Source organism: Streptomyces sp. NPDC094147 (assembly GCF_044764265.1).
GTDB lineage: Bacteria > Actinomycetota > Actinomycetes > Streptomycetales > Streptomycetaceae > Streptomyces.
In genome coordinates this window covers 243,532-263,470 of sequence record NZ_JBIWHT010000009.1, presented here as the reverse complement: position 1 = coordinate 263,470, position 19,939 = coordinate 243,532, and the positions used below count along the sequence as shown (strand labels likewise).

15 protein-coding genes are annotated in these 19,939 nt (G+C 71.7%); 4 read left to right on the top strand and 11 right to left on the bottom strand.

The features are described 5' to 3' along the window. Nucleotides 1-221, top strand: a 221-nt coding sequence (locus tag ACIQ8J_RS17115; RefSeq protein ID WP_403607847.1) for a hypothetical protein, incomplete at its 5' end; no start/stop codon positions are given. A 205-nt stretch (nucleotides 222-426) separates the two neighbouring features. Here ACIQ8J_RS17115 and ACIQ8J_RS17110 read toward each other — a convergent pair. Next, a complete protein-coding gene (locus tag ACIQ8J_RS17110) occupies nucleotides 427-1,434 on the bottom strand; it encodes a stage II sporulation protein M (RefSeq protein ID WP_403271682.1) in 1,008 nt (335 codons plus the stop codon). A 127-nt stretch (nucleotides 1,435-1,561) separates the two neighbouring features. On the opposite strand from ACIQ8J_RS17110, the gene ACIQ8J_RS17105 reads away from it, so the two are divergent. After that, nucleotides 1,562-2,641 (top strand): RDD family protein, encoded by a 1,080-nt coding sequence (locus ACIQ8J_RS17105; protein WP_403271642.1) that lies wholly within the window; start codon nucleotides 1,562-1,564, stop codon nucleotides 2,639-2,641. A 102-nt stretch (nucleotides 2,642-2,743) separates the two neighbouring features. Here the strand turns inward: ACIQ8J_RS17105 and ACIQ8J_RS17100 are convergent, their stop codons facing one another. Further along, nucleotides 2,744-3,364: a hypothetical protein gene (locus tag ACIQ8J_RS17100; protein ID WP_403271640.1), complete on the bottom strand. Its 621-nt coding sequence runs from the start codon at nucleotides 3,362-3,364 to the stop codon at nucleotides 2,744-2,746. Nucleotides 3,365-3,679: 315 nt separating this feature from the next. Further along, nucleotides 3,680-5,143 (bottom strand): adenosylhomocysteinase, encoded by a 1,464-nt coding sequence (gene ahcY / locus ACIQ8J_RS17095; protein ID WP_403271638.1) that lies wholly within the window; start codon nucleotides 5,141-5,143, stop codon nucleotides 3,680-3,682. A 366-nt stretch (nucleotides 5,144-5,509) separates the two neighbouring features. Between ahcY and ACIQ8J_RS17090 the strand changes: the two genes are divergently transcribed. Next, nucleotides 5,510-7,612, top strand: a complete 2,103-nt coding sequence (locus tag ACIQ8J_RS17090) for a fructose-specific PTS transporter subunit EIIC (protein ID WP_403271680.1) — start codon at nucleotides 5,510-5,512, stop codon at nucleotides 7,610-7,612. A 124-nt stretch (nucleotides 7,613-7,736) separates the two neighbouring features. Here ACIQ8J_RS17090 and ACIQ8J_RS17085 read toward each other — a convergent pair whose 3' ends face one another. The 6 genes from ACIQ8J_RS17085 to ACIQ8J_RS17060 all read right to left on the bottom strand — a co-directional run bounded on the left by ACIQ8J_RS17085 (nucleotide 7,737) and on the right by ACIQ8J_RS17060 (nucleotide 13,631). Continuing rightward, entirely contained in the window at nucleotides 7,737-8,723 is a 987-nt protein-coding gene (locus ACIQ8J_RS17085; RefSeq protein WP_403271636.1) for a cation diffusion facilitator family transporter, read from the bottom strand. Nucleotides 8,724-8,805: 82 nt separating this feature from the next. Continuing rightward, nucleotides 8,806-9,972: a mannose-6-phosphate isomerase, class I gene (gene manA / locus ACIQ8J_RS17080; RefSeq protein WP_403271634.1), complete on the bottom strand. Its 1,167-nt coding sequence runs from the start codon at nucleotides 9,970-9,972 to the stop codon at nucleotides 8,806-8,808. Nucleotides 9,973-10,100: 128 nt separating this feature from the next. Next, complete coding sequence (locus tag ACIQ8J_RS17075; RefSeq protein WP_403271632.1) at nucleotides 10,101-11,228, bottom strand: SIS domain-containing protein; 1,128 nt, start codon at nucleotides 11,226-11,228, stop codon at nucleotides 10,101-10,103. A 64-nt stretch (nucleotides 11,229-11,292) separates the two neighbouring features. Then, nucleotides 11,293-11,475 carry a Trm112 family protein gene (locus ACIQ8J_RS17070; protein WP_403271630.1) on the bottom strand — a complete coding sequence of 61 codons (183 nt, stop codon included), beginning with the start codon at nucleotides 11,473-11,475 and terminating at the stop codon, nucleotides 11,293-11,295. A 205-nt stretch (nucleotides 11,476-11,680) separates the two neighbouring features. Further along, nucleotides 11,681-13,042, bottom strand: a complete 1,362-nt coding sequence (locus tag ACIQ8J_RS17065; protein ID WP_403271628.1) for a phosphomannomutase/phosphoglucomutase — start codon at nucleotides 13,040-13,042, stop codon at nucleotides 11,681-11,683. A gap of 169 nt (nucleotides 13,043-13,211) precedes the next feature. Beyond that, the gene (locus ACIQ8J_RS17060; RefSeq protein WP_403271626.1) at nucleotides 13,212-13,631 is read right to left on the bottom strand and encodes a DUF3499 domain-containing protein; all 420 of its coding nucleotides are present in this window, start codon (nucleotides 13,629-13,631) and stop codon (nucleotides 13,212-13,214) included. A 273-nt stretch (nucleotides 13,632-13,904) separates the two neighbouring features. Between ACIQ8J_RS17060 and ACIQ8J_RS17055 the strand changes: the two genes are divergently transcribed. Beyond that, complete coding sequence (locus ACIQ8J_RS17055; protein ID WP_403271678.1) at nucleotides 13,905-14,384, top strand: metallopeptidase family protein; 480 nt, start codon at nucleotides 13,905-13,907, stop codon at nucleotides 14,382-14,384. 21 nt (nucleotides 14,385-14,405) lie between these two features. Here ACIQ8J_RS17055 and ACIQ8J_RS17050 read toward each other — a convergent pair whose 3' ends face one another. Next, on the bottom strand, nucleotides 14,406-15,959 hold the full coding sequence (locus ACIQ8J_RS17050; RefSeq protein WP_403271624.1) for a DUF5719 family protein: 1,554 nt from the start codon (nucleotides 15,957-15,959) through the stop codon (nucleotides 14,406-14,408). After that, nucleotides 15,956-19,783, bottom strand: a complete 3,828-nt coding sequence (locus ACIQ8J_RS17045; protein WP_403271622.1) for a glycosyltransferase — start codon at nucleotides 19,781-19,783, stop codon at nucleotides 15,956-15,958. The genes ACIQ8J_RS17050 and ACIQ8J_RS17045 overlap by 4 nt, the downstream gene beginning before the upstream one ends. Between the last annotated feature and the right edge of the window lie 156 nt (nucleotides 19,784-19,939).

The following is a 19,939-nucleotide window of genomic DNA, read 5'->3' as shown; positions in this document are numbered from 1 at the left end:
TTTGGCACGCTGTTGAGTTCTCAAGGAACGGACGCTTCCTTCGTACTCACCCTCTCGGGCTTTCCTCCGGGCGCTTCCCTTCGGTATTTCGTGTTTCCAGCTTAGCAGATCCGATTTCCGTTTCCGCCACCCGCTGGAGCGGGCTTGCCGGTTCGTTATCCGCTTTCGCGTTTCCCTTTTCGGCGATTCCGACTCTATCAGAAGCATTTCAGCCGATCTAATCGGCTTCCTTGACTTCAAAATGCGAATCGGGATGGCTCATCGATCGGAAATTCAATTCCCAATGAGAGCGAGATGGATATTATCCAGTGCTCACGAACTTGTCCAGTCCGAGGCAACCGTTTGAATCTACCTCCCCACGCCAGCTGTGTCAACAGTTTTTGTGGGCGAAGAGGACAGTAGCAGGTCAGAGGGGGCGCACGCACATCACGCGGCCGTCGGGAGCTCGGCGCTGCGGTCGGCAGCCTCTACGTCGCCGACTTCGCCTGCGCGCGCGGCTCGGCCGCCCAGGACGTACACGTACGCGAGAAAGGCCAGCTCGGCGGCGATGCCAATGGTGATTCGGGCCCAGGTGGGGAGGCTTGAGGGGGTGACGAAGCCTTCGAGCACGCCAGAGACGAACAGGACCAGGGCCAGGCCGATCGCCATCCCCACGGCAGCACGGCCCCGCTCGGCGAGGGCTGCCCGGCGGCTCCGCGGGCCGGGGTCAATGACGGTCCAGCCGAGTCGCATGCCCGTACCGGCCGCTACGAAGACCGCAGTCAGTTCCAGGAGACCGTGCGGGAGGACCAGGCCGAGGAAGGTGTCGAGGCGGCCGGCGGAGGACATGAGGCCGATACCGACGCCCAGATTCAGCATGTTCAGGAGGAGGATCCACAGGACCGGGATGCCCAGGAACGCCCCCAGGACCAGGCACATGGCGGTCGCCTGGGCATTGTTCGTCCAGACCTGGGCCGCGAAGGACCCGGCCGGATGGCTGGAGTAGTACGTCTCGTACTCACCGCCCGGCCGCGTCATCTGGCGCAGGTCGTCGGGGGCGGCGATCGCGGACTGTACTTCGGGGTGGGTGCCGATCCACCAGCCGATGAGCGCGGCGACGGCTATGGAGATCAGGGCCGCCGGGATCCACCAGCGGCGCGAGCGGTAGACGGCCGCGGGGAAGCCCGCAGTCAGGAAGCGGGCGGCGTCGCGCCAGCTCGCGCGGCGGTTGCCGGTAACGGTGGCGCGCGCTCGGGCCACCAGTTGCGTCAGCCGGGCCGTGAGGAGGGGGTCCGGGGCCGTGGACTGTATCTGCGAGAGGTGCGTGGACGTGCGCTGGTAGAGCGTCACCAACTCGTCGGCTTCGGCGCCTGTGAGGCGGCGGCCACGGTGCAGGAGGTGTTCGAGGCGGTCCCACTCCGTGTGGTGGGCGGTCACGAAGACGTCGAGGTCCATGTTCTGCTGCTGCTCCAGGCACTGGGTGCGTACGGTCCGTACTACTGCGGCGCGCTGCGGGTCAGCTTGGCAGACTGAGAGGTCTGAGGGGTTTGAAAGGCCGTCGTCTTCGAAGGGTGGGGTATCGGTGAGCGCGCTGGTCACGGGGGATGCGGTCGTACTGGGGCTGCGGACTGCGCGGTTGCCGAGTCGGGCGCTGGCGCTGGTGATCGATCTTGCCTTGGTGTGGGCGGCGTACATATTGGTCTCGTTGGCGATGTTGTTCGCCACTGCCTCGTTGGATCCTGCGGCCCAGGCGGCGATAGCCGTGGCCCTCTTCGTGCTCGTGCTGGTCGGGGCGCCCATTGCGGTCGAGACGCTGACGCACGGTCGGTCGCTCGGGAAGTTGGCGTGCGGGCTGCGGGTGGTGCGGGATGACGGCGGCCCGATCCGGTTTCGGCATGCGCTGGTGCGCGGGGCCATGGGAGTCATCGAGATTCTGCTGACGCTGGGCGTGGTGGCCTGCATCGCGTCGCTGGTCTCGGAGCGCGGGCGGCGGATCGGGGATGTGTTCGCGGGGACGCTGGTCGTGCGGGAGCGGGTGTCGTCGGGGTGGACCGCGGCCGTGCCGCCGCCCCCGCCGTGGTTGGTGGGACGGTTCGCGGGGCTTGACCTGTCGCGGGTGCCGGACGGGCTCTGGCTGGCGGTGCGCCAGTATCTGATTCGGATGGGGCAGCTCGACCCGCAGGTGAGCTGGACGATGGCGGTTCGGCTGGCCGAGGACCTGGTGGCCTGTACGGGGGCTCCGGCTCCGGAGGGCGTGCCGCCGGCCGCCTATCTGGCCGGTGTGGTGAGCGAGCGCCAGGCGCGGGACGCGCGGCGGGCGTTCGGAGGAGCGGGGGCCGGGGTTCCGGCGGGGGCGCCTACGTGGGCTTCTGAGCCAGGGGTGGTTTCGGGTTCGGTTTCGGGTCCTGCTCCGGGGCCGACTTCGGGTTCGGGTCAGGTTGGCGGCTCCGGCACTGCACCAGCTCTGCTTTCCGGTCCGGGCTTCGGTCCGGGTTCGGGCTCTGCCCCGGTTTCCGGGCCTGGTGCGGGGGCGAGCTCCGGTTCAGGGTCGTCGGTATCCGCCGACGCCGCTGTGCCGAGGGATTCTGAGGAGCGGGTGGACCGAGAGGCGGGCGGCGTGGTGCCGCCTGGGCGTTCTACGGGGTTCGCGCCGCCGAGCTAGCGGTGAGCACGGGCTTGGATCCAGGCCTGACGGCTTGGGCTTGGGCTCGGCTTCGGTTTGCCCAGGGGTTGGGTCACTCGGTTCCAGCAGGCGCGCCCGGGGCTAAGGGGCGGGGAAGGCCGAGGGCGGGGATTCCAGGGCTTCCAGTTCGATGCCGGGTGCCGCGAGGACCACGTCGCCAGCGATGTGGACGGTGTGCTGCTCACCCGTGTCCAGGGCACTGACCTGGTATTCGTCCACGGTCAGGGGGCCATTGTCAGTGGCGTGCGCTTCACTTTTCATCAGGGCCCAGGACTGGTCGATCGTTCGGGGGGCGAGGACCGGGTCCGTGAAGGCGACGAGGCGGACGCGCGTCGTCGGGGACTGGGGGGTGAGGCGGAGCAGACGGGAGGTGGCTACGAGGAATGCCGGGGAACTGCCGACGAAGGCGTGGGCGCGGACATTGCCTTCGGTGGCGTGGGTCCCGGAGGGGTCGGTACGGACCCAGGTGACGCCGTCGAGCGCGGCACCCCGTACCTGCCAGCCGGCGGCATGCAGTTCGAGGCGGATCGGGCGGCCGAGTTCGTCGATCGCGAGGTCTACGGAGCCTGCGTGGTCTCCGGAGGGGGTGGTGAGCTGGGAGACGTAGCGCCAGCCGGAAGGGCCTGGGGCGCAGTGGAAGTGTTCTTCGCCGAGAGGGGTGTGGTCGTGGGGATCGTGAAGCGAATATCGGCCGCGGGGCATGGGATCTCGGGGTCCTCGGGAGTCGAGCGCTGACTCGGTGGGGGCGGTACGGGGCAGGCCCCCGACACGGGGGTGCGGGGGCCTGCCTGAGTACCGACGGGGCTTGAGCACCTATGGGCTGGGTGCCGCTGGCCTGAGTGCCGGTGGGTTCCGGCGGAGTCCGCGCAGTTATCGGCTGCAGGGTGCGGGGGATGTGCAGGCGTCCAGACGCCCTGGGCCCTGTGCTGCTCAGGCCTGCACCACGCGGGCCGCAGGTGCCTCCTGCACCGCTCGGGCCGCGGGCGCCAAGCTGGCCGGGCCCCGCACCCCTCGGGCTCAGTAGCGGTAGTGGTCCGGCTTGAACGGGCCCGTTACCTCTACGCCGATGTACGCGGCCTGCTCCGGGCGGAGTTCGGTGAGCTTGACGCCAAGCGCGTCCAGGTGGAGGCGGGCGACCTTCTCGTCCAGGTGCTTGGGCAGCACGTAGACGTCGGTCGGGTACTCGGACGGCTTGGTGAATAGCTCGATCTGGGCCAGCGTCTGGTCCGCGAACGAGTTGGACATCACGAACGACGGGTGGCCGGTCGCGTTGCCCAGGTTCAGGAGGCGGCCCTCGGAGAGGACGATCAGGACCTTGCCGTCGGGGAAGGTCCAGGTGTGCACCTGGGGCTTGACCTCGTCCTTGACGACGCCCGGGATCTTGGCCAGGCCGGCCATGTCGATCTCGTTGTCGAAGTGGCCGATGTTGCCGACGATCGCCTGGTGCTTCATCTTGGCCATGTCGGCGGCCATGATGATGTCCTTGTTGCCCGTCGTGGTGACGAAGATGTCCGCCTTGTCGACGACCTCGTCCAGGGTCGTGACCTGGTAGCCGTCCATCGCCGCCTGCAGTGCGCAGATCGGGTCGATCTCCGTGATGATCACGCGGGCGCCCTGGCCGCGCAGGGACTCCGCGCAGCCCTTGCCCACGTCGCCGTAGCCGCAGACGACCGCGGTCTTGCCGCCGATGAGGACGTCGGTGGCGCGGTTGATGCCGTCGATCAGGGAGTGCCGGCAGCCGTACTTGTTGTCGAACTTCGACTTCGTCACGGCGTCGTTCACATTGATCGCCGGGAAGAGAAGGGTGCCGTCACGGTGCATCTCGTACAGGCGGTGGACACCGGTCGTGGTCTCCTCCGTCACGCCGCGGATCTCGGAGGAGAGCTGAGTCCACTTCTGGGGGTTCTCGCCCAGGGTGCGGTTCAGGAGGGTGAGGATGTGGGCGTACTCCTCGGAGTCCGCCGTCGAGGGGTCCGGGGCCGCGCCGGCCTTCTCGAACTCGACGCCCTTGTGCACCAGGAGGGTGGCGTCGCCACCGTCGTCCAGGATCATGTTCGGGCCGCCGGTGGGGCTGTTCGGCCAGGTCAGGGCCTGCTCCGTGCACCACCAGTACTCCTCAAGGGTCTCGCCCTTCCAGGCGAAGACCGGGACGCCGGCGGGGGCGTCCGGGGTGCCGTTCGGGCCGACCGCGATGGCGGCGGCCGCGTGGTCCTGGGTGGAGAAGATGTTGCAGGAGGCCCAGCGGACCTCGGCGCCGAGGGCGACCAGGGTCTCGATCAGCACGGCGGTCTGCACGGTCATGTGCAGGGAGCCGGTGACGCGGGCGCCGGCCAGCGGCTGCGTGGCGGCGTACTCCTTGCGGATCGACATCAGGCCGGGCATCTCGTGCTCGGCGAGGGTGATCTCCTTGCGGCCGAAGGCGGCGAGGGAGAGGTCGGCGACCTTGAAGTCCTGGCCGGCGCCGGTGGCGACAGTCGTCATGGCGAGCTGCTCCTCGTGGGTTGGTGGCGAGGGTGGGTACGGCTGGTCTGCGGGCGCGGCGATGGGCATGGGAGTGCCCGAACGCGCTCGCAGCGCAGTCCGTCGGAGGCCCTCTCTCCCTCGGCCGGGCCCACACGGGGACTACCGACCGACCGCCATCAGCAGCGACGTCTGGCTCTGGTCACGAATCTACACCGATCGGCCGAGCGGGCCCCAGCCTGCCGGGTCATGGGTCCCGGCCAAAAACAGGGACCAGAGTCCGGGCGAACCGGGCCCAACGGGACTTTTGATCAAGCCCTCGCCTGGTGGAGGATGCTTGGGCCGGTCCGACTCGGGAAACGAGCGGACCGTAAGACGATCTGCGCGATGAGGCGCGAAGCGTTAGGAGACCCCCACGTGACCAGTCCGGCCAGCAACGGGCAGCGGAAGTTGAAGCTGCTCGCGGTGACCGCCTGTCCGACCGGCATCGCCCACACCTATATGGCCGCCGAGAAGCTGGCCCAGGCAGCGGCGGCGCTCGGTATCGACATGAAGGTGGAGACGCAGGGCTCCATCGGGGCCGAGAACGTACTGACTGACAACGATGTCAGAGATGCGGACGGGATCATCATCGCGGCCGACAAGGACGTGGCGCTCGACCGGTTCGCGGGCAAGAGGGTGCTGAGCGTGCCCGTGGCCGACGGCATTCACCGCCCCGAGCAGCTCATCGAGCAGGTGCGGAGCGCGTCCGTGTACGAGGATGGCGGCGGTGCCTCGGCGGGCGACGGCGGTGCCGGCGGCGGCAAGGAGCGCAGTGCGGCGTACAAGGCGCTGATGAACGGCGTGTCGCACATGATCCCGTTCGTGGTGGTCGGCGGTCTGCTGCTCGCCGTGTCGATCGCCCTGGGCGGCCACACCACCCCGAAGGGCATCGAGTTCGACAAGGGCACGTTCTGGTTCTACGTCAACGCCCTGGGTGGGCTCGGCTTCAAGCTGATGCTGCCGATCTTCTCCGGCTACATCGCTTTCGCCCTCGGTGACCGGCCCGCGCTCGTGCCCGGCATGATCGGCGGATTCCTCGCCTACGACGGCGTCACCATCTACGGCGCGGACGCGAACGCCGGCTTCCTCGGGGCGATCGCCACCGGGTTCCTGGCCGGGTATCTGGTGCTGTGGATCCGGAAGGTGAGGGTTCCGAAGTTCGTCCAGCCGATCATGCCGATCATCGTGATCCCGATCGTGTCGACGCTGGCGCTGGGGATGTTCTACATCTACGTGATCGGCCAGCCCATCTCCTGGGTGTTCACGCACCTGACCAACTGGCTCAACGGCATGACGGGGTCGAGTGCGATCGTGCTGGGCGCGCTCATCGGGCTGATGATCGCGTTCGACATGGGCGGTCCGGTCAACAAGACGGCGTTCCTTGTCGCGGTCGGTCTGATCGGTACGAACAACACCGTCATGGGCATGGCAGCGGCGGCCATCCCGGTCATGCCGCTCGGTCAGGGCCTGGCCACGCTGCTGCGCCGCAAGCTCTACAGCGACCAGGAGCGGGAGACCGGTATCGCGGCGCTGTTCATGGGCTTCTTCGGCATCTCCGAAGGCGCGATTCCGTTTGCCGCGGCTCGGCCCGCGCAGGTCATTCCCGCGAACATGCTCGGAGGTGCGGTGGCCGGTGCCGTCGCGGGTGTGGCCGGGGTGGAGGACTCGGTTCCGCACGGTGGGCCGATCGTTTCGCTGTTCGGTGCGGTCGGGGGCGCGGCGATGTTCTTCCTGGCCATCGCCATTGGCACGGCTGTCACCGCGCTGACCACCAACGCGCTGATCGACGTCAAGGAGCGGAAGGGGCGGCGAGGGGCTGCCGGAGCCGCTGGGCTGGTTCCCGAACCGGCTCTGGCTGGTGTGGCCGCGGTCGGCGGCGCGACCGCAGGTGGCGGTGGGGCTGTTGGTGGCGGTGAGGCCGCGGCTCTGTCCGTACAGGCGACGGTCGGCCCGGTAGCTGAGCCCGCCGCAATAGCCGCAGTCGCCGCGCCCGAGGTGCTCTCCGGGTATCTGACCGCGCAGACGGTCAAGGTTCAGCTCGCCTCGCGCGAGAAGGAAGCGGCGATCCGGGAGATGGCCGAGATGCTGGCCGCGACCGGGAACGTACGGGATGTCGACGAGCTCGTACGGGTTGCGCTCGCGCGGGAGGCGCAGGGGACGACCGGGCTCGGTGAGGAGATCGCCATTCCTCATGCCAAGACGGATGCGGTGTCCGCGCCGGTCGTGGGCTTCGCGCGGTCTGCGGAGGGGATCGAGTGGGGATCGCTGGACGGGACCAGGGCCAAGCTGGTGTTCATGATTTCCGTGCCGGAGGCTGCGGCCGGGGATGAGCATCTGCGGATTCTGGCGTTGCTGTCGCGGAAGTTGATGGATACGGGGTTCAGGGAGCGGCTGTCTTCGGCGGCCGATGAGGTGGCGGTTCTGGAGGTGCTGGGGGAGATTCAGTAGCGGCGCGGGGGGCCGGGTGGGGGTTTTCTCCCCGCCCCGCCCCTTCCCGAGACCCTCCGGGGGTGGGGTCGTCGGGCTTGGGCCGGTGGGTGTGCTGGGGGCGCTGCCCCCAGACCCCCGCTCCTCAAACGTCGGAGGGGCTGGATTTTTGCCCGCTGCCCCCCGGCGTCGCCCTCGGGTCCGGGCCCGCTGCTGCCTCTGCTGCGCTGAAGATGTCCGGTTCCAGGTAGATCACCCTGGCGATCGGGACCGCCTCGCGGATGCGGGACTCGGCGGCGTTGATCGCTGTGGCCACCTCTTCCGCCGTGTCGTCGTGCTGGACGGCGATCTTGGCGGCCACCAGGAGTTCCTCCGGGCCCAGGTGCAGCGTGCGCATGTGGATCACGGACGTCACGGTGTCGCCGTCCACGATCGCCGCCTTGATCTTCTCCACCTCGTCCACGCCCGCGGACTCCCCGAGCAGCAGCGACTTGGTCTCCGCCGCCAGGATGAGGGCGATGAGGATGAGCAGGATGCCGATGCACAGCGTGCCGATGCCGTCCCAGATGCCGTCGCCCGTGATCAGGGCGATGCCCACGCCCGCGAGGGCCAGGACCAGGCCGATCAGGGCACCGAAGTCTTCGAGGAGGACGACGGGGAGCTCGGGGGCCTTGGCCCGGCGGATGAACTCCTTCCAGGAGAGCTGGCCCCTGGTGACGTTCGACTCCTTGATCGCGGTACGGAAGGAGAAGCCCTCGGCGATGATCGCGAAGACCAGGACGCCGACCGGCCAGTACCAGGCCTCGATCGCGTGCGGGTGCTTGATCTTCTCGTAGCCCTCGTAGACCGCGAACATGCCGCCGACCGAGAACAGCACGATGGAGACCAGGAACGCGTAGATGTAGCGCTCGCGGCCGTAGCCGAAGGGGTGTTGGGGCGTCGCCTCGCGCCGGGCCTTCTTGCCGCCGAGCAGCAGCAGACCCTGGTTGCCGGAGTCGGCGAGCGAGTGGACGCTCTCCGCCAGCATCGACGACGAGCCGCTGAACAGGAACGCCACGAACTTCGCCACCGCGATGGCGAGGTTGGCGCTCAAGGCCGCCACGATCGCCTTGGTTCCGCCTGACGCGCTCATGGAGTTGCCGTGTTCCCTTCGTCGGTTGTCCTCTGCCGGTGACCGGCCGGCGCCGGATCCCCGGCGGCGGCACATTGTTACATCAGGCAACCACCGTGGCGCGGAAGACCGTTCCGCTGCCGGACAGTTCCGCCGTCTCCTCGGCCGGTACGAATACGGATTCGCCGGGCGCCAGTGTCAATCCCCCGATCGAGGGGCTGCCCGCCGTGCAGAGGACGATCTGCGGGGTGGCGGCCGTCAGTTGGGTCGGGGCCGCGCCTTCGGCCCGTACGAAACGCGACAGGCGGAACTCGTCGATCGGGGTCTCGTACAGCTCCTCCCCCGTCGCCGACGCCTCGGGGCGCAGCACGCCGGGGTCGGTCGGCTCGAAGCGTACGACCCGGAGCAGTTCGGGGACGTCGACGTGTTTGGGCGTCAGGCCGCAGCGAAGGACGTTGTCGGAATTGGCCATGATCTCCACGCCCATGCCGCCGAGGTAGGCGTGCGGGACGCCCGCACCGAGGAACAGGGCCTCGCCGGGCTGGAGTTGGACGTAGTTGAGGAGCATCGCCGCGATGACACCCGGGTCGCCGGGGAAGTGGTGCGCGAGAGAGGCGTACGCGGTGTACTGCGCGCCCCCCACGCGTTCGCAGGCGGCGGCCGTCTCGGTCACCGTCGCCGCCATCTCGTCGCGGTCGGCGGTCAGTACGGCGGTGAGTACCTCGCGCAGGGCCGCGTCGACGGGGTGGGCGCGCAGCAGGTCGACGTACGGCTTGAGCGAGTCGACTCCCAGCACCGCGAGGATCCTTGACGCCTCGTCCGGGGTGCTGAAACCGCACAGGCCCTCGAACGGCGTGAGCGCGCAGATCAGTTCGGGCTTGTGGTTGGCGTCCTTGTAGTTGCGGTGCGGGGCGTCGATGGGGACCCCGGCCCGCTCCTCGGCCTCGTACCCCTGCTTCGCCCGCGCGAGGTCGGGGTGGACCTGGAGGGAGAGAGGGGCGCCGGCCGCGAGGAGCTTGAGGAGGAAGGGGAGGCGGGGGCCGAACCGGGCCACGGCGGCGCGGCCCAGCTCCCCCGCCGGGTCGGCCGCGATCACCTCTGACAACGATGTCGCCCCTGTGCCCCGGTCCAGCCGGGAGGGGGCTCCCGGGTGGGCGCCCATCCACATCTCGGCCTGGGGCTCGCCGGTGGGGGCGGTCCCGAGGAGCTCGGGGATGAGGGTGGTGGAGCCCCAGGCGTAGGGACGGATGGTGTTGGTGAGACGGTCCATGAGTCCTGTGTTCTCTTTCGGCTTCCGGCTTCCGGGGAGATCCAGGAAGGGTTCGAGGAAGGGGTCGAGGAAAGGTTCCCGGCGGGAGGGGCGGGGCCGCGCCCGCCGCGCGGCCGGGTCAGGTCAGGTCAGGTCAGGGCGATCGTCAGGTACACCGTCGCGAAGTCGGTGATGGCGAGGAGCTCGGCGAGGCATTCGAGCTCGCTGCCCTCCTCGGGTTCGATTTCGCTGATCGGGGTGTCGTGGCTCAGCGCGAGTTCACGGGCGGCGGGAGCTGCGGAGAGGCCTCCAGCGGGCCGGTCGCGCAGCAGGACGACCCGGGCGTGCAGCCGTTCCGGCTCGTCGACGCGGTCGCGGAAGAAGTCCTCGGGGTCGGCACCGGCCGCGAGGGAGCCCGCAAGCAGCACGCCGTGGGCGGGCAGCGCCTCGGGGAGTTCGGCGGCGAGCGCCGGGTGGCCCGACAACTCGGCGAGTACGGCGGCGAACCGGCGCCCGGTGGGGGCCGCGCCCACCCCTTCCGTCCAGATCAGCGGCAGCGACTCGGAGAGCTCGGCGGCGAGCGTCTTGGCGGGGTTGCTGTACGTGGCGATCGCCGGCCCGCAGCGTTCGGCGGTGCGGTCCAGGCGGGCGGCGACCTTCTCGATGGTCTCCGGGGGCGCGCTGAGCAGGCCGACCCGGTCGAGGAGCGCGAGCAGCGGGGTGAACAGGGACCACAGGGCGCTGGGGCTGGCGGCCGACGGCTCGGCCTCGTCGGGTTCGAAGGGGGCCGACGCCATCGGCACGACAAGTCCGTGCACCCCGTCCACGGCCTCCGCGAGCGGGGAGCGCTGCGGGGCGACCGCCACGACGTTGCAGCCCCGGCGGTACGCCTGCTCGGCGAGGAGGGCGAGGCCGGGTTCGGTGCCGTCGGTGGTGGTGATGAGCAGCAGGTCGACCGAGCCCGCCCAGCCCGGCAGGCTCCACCGCAGGGCGCCCGCGGCGGGCGCGACCCCGCTGGATTCCAGACGGGTGACCGGCGCCGAGGCGCCCGCGAGCGCGGTGATCAGGTCGGCCACTCCGGCCGCGGCGGTGCCGGGGCCGGCGATCAGTACGGACCGGGGCCGGCCCTCCGGTTTCAGCTCCGCGATACCGGCCTCGGCGGCGTGGCGGGCCGCGGTGCGGACGCGGGCGCCCGCCTCCGCGGCTCCGCGCAGCAGTCCACGGCGGTCGGCCCTGGCGAGGGCGTCCGGTGCGTCGAGCAGCGACTCGTCGAGCATGGGGGTCGGCCTCCGGCTCTACTTGGCGGGTTACCGGGCGTGCGCGGGGCGGGTGTGCACCCTGTCAGGCGGGGCGGCGGGCCTCGTCCACCAGGAGGACCGGGATGCCGTCACGCACGGGGTAGGCCAGCTGGCAGTCCTTGCCGGTGCAGATCAGCTCGGGCTCGTCCGCCGAGGTCGCGTCGCGGAGCGGGGCGTGGCAGGCCGGGCAGGCGAGGATCTCAAGGAGGCCGGCTTCTAGCGGCATGGGATTCCCTTCGGCGTTCTTCGTTCTGGTGCGCGTACGGGCGCGCACGGGTTGGGCCAGGTCAGCCTACCGCCGGGGTGCGCGGGGTGCGTGCCCGGTGAAGGGAGCGGATGCACGACCGTGTTGGGGAGCGGGGGTCCGGGGGTGGCCCGAGAGCGGCGTGGCCCCGGGGCGGGCGGGGCCTCGGCCCGGGGCGGGTGGCTCGTCAGCCTCGTACGATCGCCAGGACCTCGTCGCGGACCTTCGCCATCGTCGGTTCGTCCCTCGCCTCGACGTTCAGCCGCAGCAGGGGTTCGGTGTTGGAGGCGCGGAGGTTGAACCACCAGTCCTCGGCGGTGACGGTCAGGCCGTCGAGCTCGTCCAGGGTGAGGCCGTCGCGGCCCTCGTAGGCGGCGCGGACCGCGGCCGCGCGGGCGGCCTGGTCGCCGACCGTGGAGTTGATCTCGCCCGAGCCCGTGTAGCGGTCGTACTGGGCCACCAGGGCGGAGAGGGTGCTCTCCTGGCCGCCGAGCGCGGCCAGGACGTGGAGCGCGGCCAGCATGCCGGTGTCCGCGTTCCAGAAGTCGGCGAAGTAGTAGTGCGCGGAGTGCTCGCCGCCGAAGATCGCCCCGGTGGCCGCCATCTCCTGCTTGATGAAGGAGTGGCCGACCCGGGTGCGGACCGGGGTGCCGCCGTTCTCGCGGACCACCTCGGGGACGGACCAGGAGGTGATCAGGTTGTGGATCACGGTGCCGCCGGGGTGCCGGGCGAGCTCGCGGGCCGCGACCAGGGCGGTGATCGCGGAGGGCGAGACCGGCTCGCCCCGCTCGTCCACGACGAAGCAGCGGTCGGCGTCGCCGTCGAAGGCGAGGCCGAGGTCCGCGCCCTCGGCGAGCACGCGGGCCTGGAGGTCCACGATGTTGGCCGGGTCGAGCGGGTTGGCCTCGTGGTTGGGGAAGGTGCCGTCCAGCTCGAAGTACATCGGGACCAGGTCGAGCGGCAGGCCGTCGAACACGGTGGGCACGGTGTGGCCGCCCATGCCGTTGCCCGCGTCGACCACGACCTTCAGGGGGCGGATGGAGCGGAGGTCGACGAGGGACTTCAGATGGGCCGCGTAGTCGGTCAACGTCTCGCGCCCGCCGATCGTGCCCGCGGTCGCCGCCGGAGCCGGGGCGCCCTGCTCGGACCACCGCTCGGCCAGTTCGCGGATCTCGGCGAGGCCGGTGTCCTGGCCGACCGGCGCCGCGCCGGCCCGGCACATCTTGATGCCGTTGTACTGGGCCGGGTTGTGCGAGGCGGTGAACATCGCGCCCGGCAGGTCCAGGGCGCCGGAGGCGTAGTACAGCTGGTCGGTGGAGCACAGGCCGATCAGCGTGACGTCGGCGCCCAGGGCGGCCGCGCCGCGCGCGAAGGCCGCCGAGAGCCCGGGTGACGAGGGCCGCATGTCGTGGCCGACGACGATGGCGTTCGCCCGCGTGACGGTGACGAAGGCGGCGCCGAACAGTTCGGCAAGGGACTCGTCCCACTGATCCGGCACCACTCCGCGGACGTCGTACGCCTTCACGATCTGCGACAGATCAGCAGCCACGGCCCAACCTTCCCTGATGTCGTCGACGGCGCCCTCCGCGGGACGCCGACCGGGGTCCCAAACTACCCGCCGCCGCCTGTGCGGCAGCCACAGCTTCGGTGGACCGGGAGGCGACTGTGGCAACTCGGCCGGAACACCCGGGGGTTGGCGGAGGCGGCGGGGCGAGGGATCAGGATTCGGGCGAGCGCAGCACGCGCAGATGGCCGCGGCGCGCGACCTCCATCGGGTCGGCCGCGCGGGCTCCGCCCGCCTCGCCGGCGCGCTCCTGGGGCCTGGCCGCTTCCCGGACCGCGTTGGCGAGCGCTTCCAGATCGTCGCCGCTGGGGCGGGCCGGGGCGGAGCCGTCGGTCAGCCGGACGACCTCCCAGCCGCGGGGCGCGGTCAGGCGTTCGCTGTGCTCGGCGCACAGGTCGTAACAGTGGGGTTCGGCGTAGGTGGCGAGCGGACCGAGAACTGCGGTCGAGTCCGCGTAGACGTACGTCAGTGTCGCGACGGCAGGGCGGCCGCACGCGGTGCGCGAACAGCGACGTACAGGGCTCACGACGTTGGACGGTACCGCACTCTTGACCGGGCCGCGACGACTCTCCACCAGGTCACTCCACCGTGTCGCGGTGTGAGCTCGGGCACAGCGGCCTCCTGGGCAACTGCGCTGACCTGCACGGGAACAGGGGACCACGGGCAGTGACCGGCCTTCTGGCGACCGCCACTTGGGAAGATTACGGTCAAACAACGCGAAATCCACGGTCCGGGGCGGGCCGGTAATCGCTCTCATGCATGTCCGAAATGGTCATCCGGCGACATGCGGTCTCCGAGGCTGTCGCCGCGATCGCCACCGGGTCCGGAGGGCTACGCTGCGTCAGTGATGGACAGCTCCAGCTCAGCCGAAGGTACTGGCTCCCGTTCGGGGCCCCGCCGCCGCGACCGGCACGGCCGCGGCATGCGCGGGCCCGTGGCACCGCCCCAGGTACCGCTCTCGGCCAGCAGGGCGGAGACCTTCCGCGACCTCGTGCTCGACTCCGTGGAGCGCCTGGAGCGGCGCTGGCCGCAGCTGGCCGAGGTCGAGTTCCTGGTCACCGACGTGCCGTTCAAGGATTTCCCCGGTACGGGGGACGACGGCGGGGATTCCGCGGCCTGGAGCGACGAGGCGGTGCCGCTCGGCCGCGCCGTCCCGGCCGGCAAGGACCGGCCCGCCCGGATCCTGGTCTACCGCAGGCCGGTCGAGATCCGCACCAAGAACCGGGACGAGCGCGCCCTGCTCGTCCACGAGGTCGTGGTCGAGCAGGTCGCCGAACTCCTGGGCCTGGCACCGGAGTCGGTCGACCCGCGGTACGGGCAGGACTGACGTCCGGATCCCCCGAGCCTCCTACTTCTCCAGGACCGAGAGGTCCTGGGCCGCCGTCGGCATGGCGACCGTGCCCCTGTCGTCGGACAGGGTCTGCACCGTGAACATCGGGACGCCGTCCTGCGTGATCGCCAGCGTGCGCGCCGCGTAGACCGGGCCGCCGCTGGGATCCGGCTCCACCGTCAGTGCGTACGAGCCCTTGAGGCCGGTCGGGGCGGGCGGGTCGACGGCGAGGGTCGTACCGGCCTTCACGGTGTACGTCTTGGACTGCGGCTCGCCGCCCTCGGTGCCCGCGGAGGAGGTGACCTTCACCGTGGCGTCCTTGGTGCCCGTCGCCGTCAGCGCGAGGGTGGCCGCCTTGTCGCGGTTGTCGGTGACCGTCGCGCGGGTGCCGACCGGCGCGGTCGCCGGAATGAAGCCGATCTCCTGCTTGTCGCCGGTGCCGCGGACCACGCGCAGCGCGGCGACAACCGGAGTGCCACCGTCCGAAACCGGGGTGAGCAGAAGGGAACCCGCGTCGCCCCTCGTGACGTTCTTCAAATCAAACGACGCCGTCATCCCCGACTTCACGTGGACGGTGTCGAGTCCCGCCGGGGTGAAGCTGCCTCCCTTGCTCGCCAGCTTCACGTTGAGGTCCGCGTCGTTCGCGCCCTTGGCATGGACGATCAGCCGTACGTCGGTGGCGTCGCCCGGGATGCCCGGAAGCACCTGGGAGGGGGCCGCGTCCGCCGAGGCGGGCAGCCAGTCCGCGCCCGCCTTCGCGTCGGTGGCCTGGACGAGCGCGCCGACCCGGCCCGCCCGGGTGGTGACGTGCACCGTCAGGTCGTCGGCCACCGTGCCGGTCAGAGTGGAGAGGAGAACAGGCACGCTCGATTTCGCGGGGACCGTGATCCCCTGACCGATGTCGGCCTTGATGACGCCGTCCTTGCCGAAGAGCTCGATGTCGGCGACGGCCGCGGTGTCGTCCGGGTTGGTGAGATGGACGTAGTCCTGGCGGTCCTTGGCCGTGGACGCGCCGGGGAACCAGAACTCGGCGTCCGGCGCGATGCAGTTGGTCCCGAGCAGGGCGCGCCCGGTGCCGCCGGTGATCTGGGTGGTCTGCTGGGCGGCCCAGCCCGGCGCGAGCGCTCCGTCGGCGGAGCCGGTGAGGGCGGGTGCGTCGGCGCCGGACACGGTGGCGGCGACCGGCCTGCCCGGCTCCTTGAGGGTGATGACCGGCTTGTCGGAGGCGGGCTTGTCGGCCGCCTTCTTGTCCTTGCCGCCCTTGCCCTTGTCGGGCGAGGAGGAGGGGCTGGGCACACCGGCGTCGGCGGGCGGCGGCACCGCCGGGGTCAGCGTCGCCGTGCCCGGCTTCCCTCCGGAGTCGCCCTTCGGCGTGAACGCCGTGTACGTCGTCTGGGCGAGGTCGGAGTTGCTGGGTGCCGGGCAGAGCAGGCTGGAGCGTTCGACGGGTTGCCGTGCCGGGGACTTGGCGCCGGCCTGGGCCGGGGGGGCCGGCGCGGTGAGCGAGGCGAAGCCGGTCAGCGCGGCGAGCGCGACGGCCCCCGCGGCGAGGGAGAGGGTGGTGCGCTTCACTGCTGGCTCCCGTCGGGGCGGTGCGGCTGCTGCTCGGGCTGCTCGGGCGGGTATCCGTAGCCGTACGGGTCGTACTGGCCGTCCGGCGGCAGCGGTTGGGCCTGGGGCTGCTGGTAGGGGTCGCCGGGGTAGTGCCCCTGGCCGTGCCCTGCCGCGTACTGCCCGTCAGCGGCCGATCCCGCCTGCCCAGCGGTGAACTGGCCGTCGGGGTACGGGACTTCGGAGTGCTGGACTTCGGGGTACGGGGTACCCGGGTGCGAGCCCTGGGTGAACTGGCCCTCGGCGTGCGGTACTTCGGGATACTGGGCGCCCGGGTACTGGCCCTCGGGGTACGAGGCCTGCCCGTACTGGCCGTCGGCGTACTGGCCCTCGGGGTACTGGGCGGGCTGGTAGCCCGGGTACTGCTGCTGGTACGGGTCGTACTGCTGCGGGTCGTGCTGCGGCTGGTCGGCGGCGGCCGGGGAGGCGGCGTACTGCGGCGTGCCCCAGTCGTCGTACGACGGCTGCTGCGGCACCTCGGCGAGGCGGGCGCTCTGCTCGTCGGCGGGGGCCTCCGCCTCCGCCTGGGCGCGCAGCCTGCGGGCCCGGCGGCCCTCGCCCGCGACCGGCTGCGCGGGGACGGCCGCCGGGGCCGCCTCCTCCGGTTCGGGCAGGTCGTCGTCGAACTCGCGGCGGCGGCCCGGCAGGGCGAGCACGAGCAGGACGACCGCGAGGGCCGCCTGGGCCCAGACCCACCCGGTGCGGGTGAACGGGGTGTCGTAGGTGAGGTCGAGCTTCCCGGCGTCGGCGGGCAGTTCGAAGCCCTGGGCCCAGCCGTCGACGGTGGTCTTCTTGAGGGCCTTGCCGTCGAGGGTGGCGGTCCAGCCGGGGGCGGCCCGGTCGGCGATCCGCAGCACGCGGCCCGCCTCGCCCGCCGGGATCTTGGTGTGGATGTCGACGGGGTCGGCGGCGACCGGCAGCGTCTCGCCGCCCTTCGCCGGGACGATCACGGCGCGGGCGACCTGGCGGTCCACCCGCCACAGCGCGCTGCCGTCGAGCTGGCTGAGCCGGCTGAGTCCGGGCGTCGAGTCCAGGGTGCGCGCGAACTCGCGGGGCGCCCCGTCGCGGACCAGCACATAGCGCACGGCGAAGCCGCTGAGCTGGCTCGACTGGTCGGCGCCGGAGCCCGCGACGAGGTTGGAGACGACCTTGCCGAGCCGGGCGTCATCGCCGCCGGACGCGGCGAGTTCGGCGTCGCCGAGCTGCCCGCCCGAGCCCCGTACCAGCGTGTACGCGACCTTGGCGGGCGAGGTGCCGCCGAGGACCAGGGTGCGGGCCTGGTCGCGGGTGCCGCTCTCCTCGGCGACGAACGCCGGCACCTGCGCGGGATCGCGGCGTCCCAGCGGGCCGTCGGCGCCGCCGATCATCCAGTGGGCGGCGGAGTACAGCGGGCCGACGGCGGCCGCGAGCGCGATCAGCGCGGCGACCGGCTGGCGCCAGCCGAAGCCGTGCCCGGCGACCCGGGTCCGGCCGTGCTCGGCGCCGAGCACGGCCGCGGCGATCAGCGCCAGCCCGTACACCAGGGTCGCCGGTCCCGCCCAGGCGCTGCGGTTGGACAGGACCGCGAAGAGGAATCCGGTGAGCGCGACCGCCCAGGCGGCGCGGATCGCGAAGGCGCGCTCGGTGCGGAGCAGGGCCGCGAGCGCCGCCGCGACGAAGCCGATGAGCAGCAGCCCGCCGACCGTCTTCGGCCCGCCGGGGCTGGCGCCGAGCAGGTCGAGCGCGCCGGCCGAGCCGTTCCCGTAGGCGAGGCCCGGCTCCTTCAGGAAGCCGGACGGGCTCGTGAGCAGGGAGAGCGACCAGGGCGCGAGCATGAGGAGCGGGGTGCCGACGGCGGCCAGGAAGCGCGTCCCGTACGCCGTGATGTCGCCCCGGCGCAGCGCGAGCACGCCGACGCCGAGCAGCACCGCGATCGGCCAGACGAGCGGCGTGAACGCCATGGCGATGGTCAGGAGCAGCGCGTACGTCCAGGTGGCGCGCCAGCTGCCGCGGGCGCCGTCGCCGCGGAACCCGGCGGCCGACACTCCGGCGCGGGCGATCAGCGGCAGCAGGATCGCGAGGACCGCGGTGCCGAGCCGGCCGGCGGCGAGCGCGCCGGTGGCGGCGGGCAGGAAGGCGTAGGCGACGGCCGCCCAGGCGCGCAGCTGGCGGGAGTGGACGAGCGGGCGCGAGGCGAAGTAGGCGGTGAGTCCGGCCAGCGGGACCGAGCAGACCAGCAGGAGGGTCAGGGCGAAGCCGGTCGAGCCGAAGCAGAGCGCGGAGAGCGCCGCGATGATCGCGAGGTAGGGCGGTGCGGTCTGGGTGCCGCCGGTGCCGATGGGGTGCCAGGCGTCCGCGTACCGGCTCCACAGGTCGCCGACGGCCCCTGGGGCGGGCAGCAGGGCACCGCCCATGAGCGCGCCGCCGCTGAGCAGGTTGCGGCAGGCGACCAGCGAGACGATCAGGAGCAGCGCGAAGAGGACCGGCGCCGGCTTGCGGGCGATCTTCTTCAGGCGGGCGAACTGCTCGATCTCCAGGAAGTCGGCGTCGTCGCCGCCGGGTCCGGACTCCACGACGCCGTGCCGGGAGCCGCCGGAGTCCTCGCTGCCGGCGCCGAGGCTGCTCGCGACGGATTCGACGGTGGCGCGGATGGTGGCGCCGGGCGGCGGGAACAGCGGCCGCAGCTCGCTCGCCTCGATGCCGCTCCGGCCGCGGGCGCGCCGCCCGGCGAGGATCCGCCCGGGGCGCAGCAGGGTGCCGAAGAGGCCCATGACCTCGTCCATGGCCTGGCCGGGGACCTTGCCCACCAGATAGGCGACGGTCCGCAGGAGCGTGCCGATCACGATGCGCAGCAGGACGTAGGGGAGCAGCGCGGGCCGCGAGTTGACGAGCATGGTGTAGACGGCGCCGGCCTTGTCGACCCGGTGCGGGTCGACGGCGGAGCGGCCCGCGCAGTCGACGGTGCGGCGTTCGCGGGCGGCCGCCTCCGCGTGGCGGACCACGGCGTCGGGGGCGACCAGGACGGTGTGGCCCGCACTGTGCGCGCGCCAGCACAGGTCGACGTCGTCGCGCATCAGGGGCAGCCTGCGGTCGAAGCCGCCGAGCTCGTCCCACACGTCGCGGCGGATCAGCATGCCCGCCGACGACACGGACAGCACGGGGCGGACCTGGTCGTGCTGGCCCTGGTCCTGCTCGCGCCGGTCCAGGCCGGTCCAGCGGCGCCCGCTGTGGGCGATGGAGACGCCGACTTCCAGGAGCTGCTTGCGGTCGTACCAGCCGCGCAGCTTGGGGCCGACGATCGCGGCGTGCGGGTTGGCGTCGGCGACGCGGAGCAGTTCGGCGAGCGCGTCGGGCGCGGGCGCGCAGTCGTCGTGGAGCAGCCAGAGCCACTGCAGGGGCTCGCCGTGCGGGAGTTCGGGCAGGTCGTAGCTGTCGTCGCGCCAGCTGCGCGAGACGGGGTCCCAGCCGCTGGGGCGCTTCAGATAGGCCAGTTCCTCGGGGCCGAGCACCGGTGCGGTGCGGGCGGCCTCCTCGACGGCGGCGCCGAAGCCGGTGCGGCGGGCCAGGTGCAGGACGCGTTCGGCGCCGAGCGCCTCGGCGACCAGGCGGGCGGAGTCGTCGGCGCTGCCGGTGTCGGCGGCGTACGCGTTCTGTACGGGGCGTTCCTGGCCGAGGAGTCCGGCCAGCACGTCGGGGAGCCAGCGCGCGCCGTCGTGCGAGACGAGGACGGCGGTGACGACGTGTCGGGGGAATTCGGGAGTCGCGGCCGCCTCGTACGGGGCCGTCGACTGACTGTGCACGGACATCGAGGTACGGGCCCCTCCGCCCCGGAAGGCTGCTGTGCTGACTGCGGTCGGCGCGGCCGGTGGTGCGAGACGGGCTCTGACGTGACCGGAGTGCCGTGGACAGCGCCCCACACTAACGGCTGCCGCCCAAACGGTCCGCCGCCTGCGGACGGGGCG

What these genes read in the sequence shown, in the direction of transcription:
- ACIQ8J_RS17110 (WP_403271682.1), bottom strand. Translation starts at nt 1,434, where the DNA reads ATGGACCTCGACGTCTTCGTGACCGCCCACCACACGGAGTGGGACCGC.
- ACIQ8J_RS17100 (WP_403271640.1), bottom strand. Translation starts at nt 3,364, where the DNA reads ATGCCCCGCGGCCGATATTCGCTTCACGATCCCCACGACCACACCCCT.
- ahcY (WP_403271638.1), bottom strand. Translation starts at nt 5,143, where the DNA reads ATGACGACTGTCGCCACCGGCGCCGGCCAGGACTTCAAGGTCGCCGAC.
- ACIQ8J_RS17090 (WP_403271680.1), top strand. Translation starts at nt 5,510, where the DNA reads ATGAGGCGCGAAGCGTTAGGAGACCCCCACGTGACCAGTCCGGCCAGC.
- ACIQ8J_RS17085 (WP_403271636.1), bottom strand. Translation starts at nt 8,723, where the DNA reads ATGAGCGCGTCAGGCGGAACCAAGGCGATCGTGGCGGCCTTGAGCGCC.
- manA (WP_403271634.1), bottom strand. Translation starts at nt 9,972, where the DNA reads ATGGACCGTCTCACCAACACCATCCGTCCCTACGCCTGGGGCTCCACC.
- ACIQ8J_RS17075 (WP_403271632.1), bottom strand. Translation starts at nt 11,228, where the DNA reads ATGCTCGACGAGTCGCTGCTCGACGCACCGGACGCCCTCGCCAGGGCC.
- ACIQ8J_RS17070 (WP_403271630.1), bottom strand. Translation starts at nt 11,475, where the DNA reads ATGCCGCTAGAAGCCGGCCTCCTTGAGATCCTCGCCTGCCCGGCCTGC.
- ACIQ8J_RS17055 (WP_403271678.1), top strand. Translation starts at nt 13,905, where the DNA reads ATGGACAGCTCCAGCTCAGCCGAAGGTACTGGCTCCCGTTCGGGGCCC.
- ACIQ8J_RS17045 (WP_403271622.1), bottom strand. Translation starts at nt 19,783, where the DNA reads ATGTCCGTGCACAGTCAGTCGACGGCCCCGTACGAGGCGGCCGCGACT.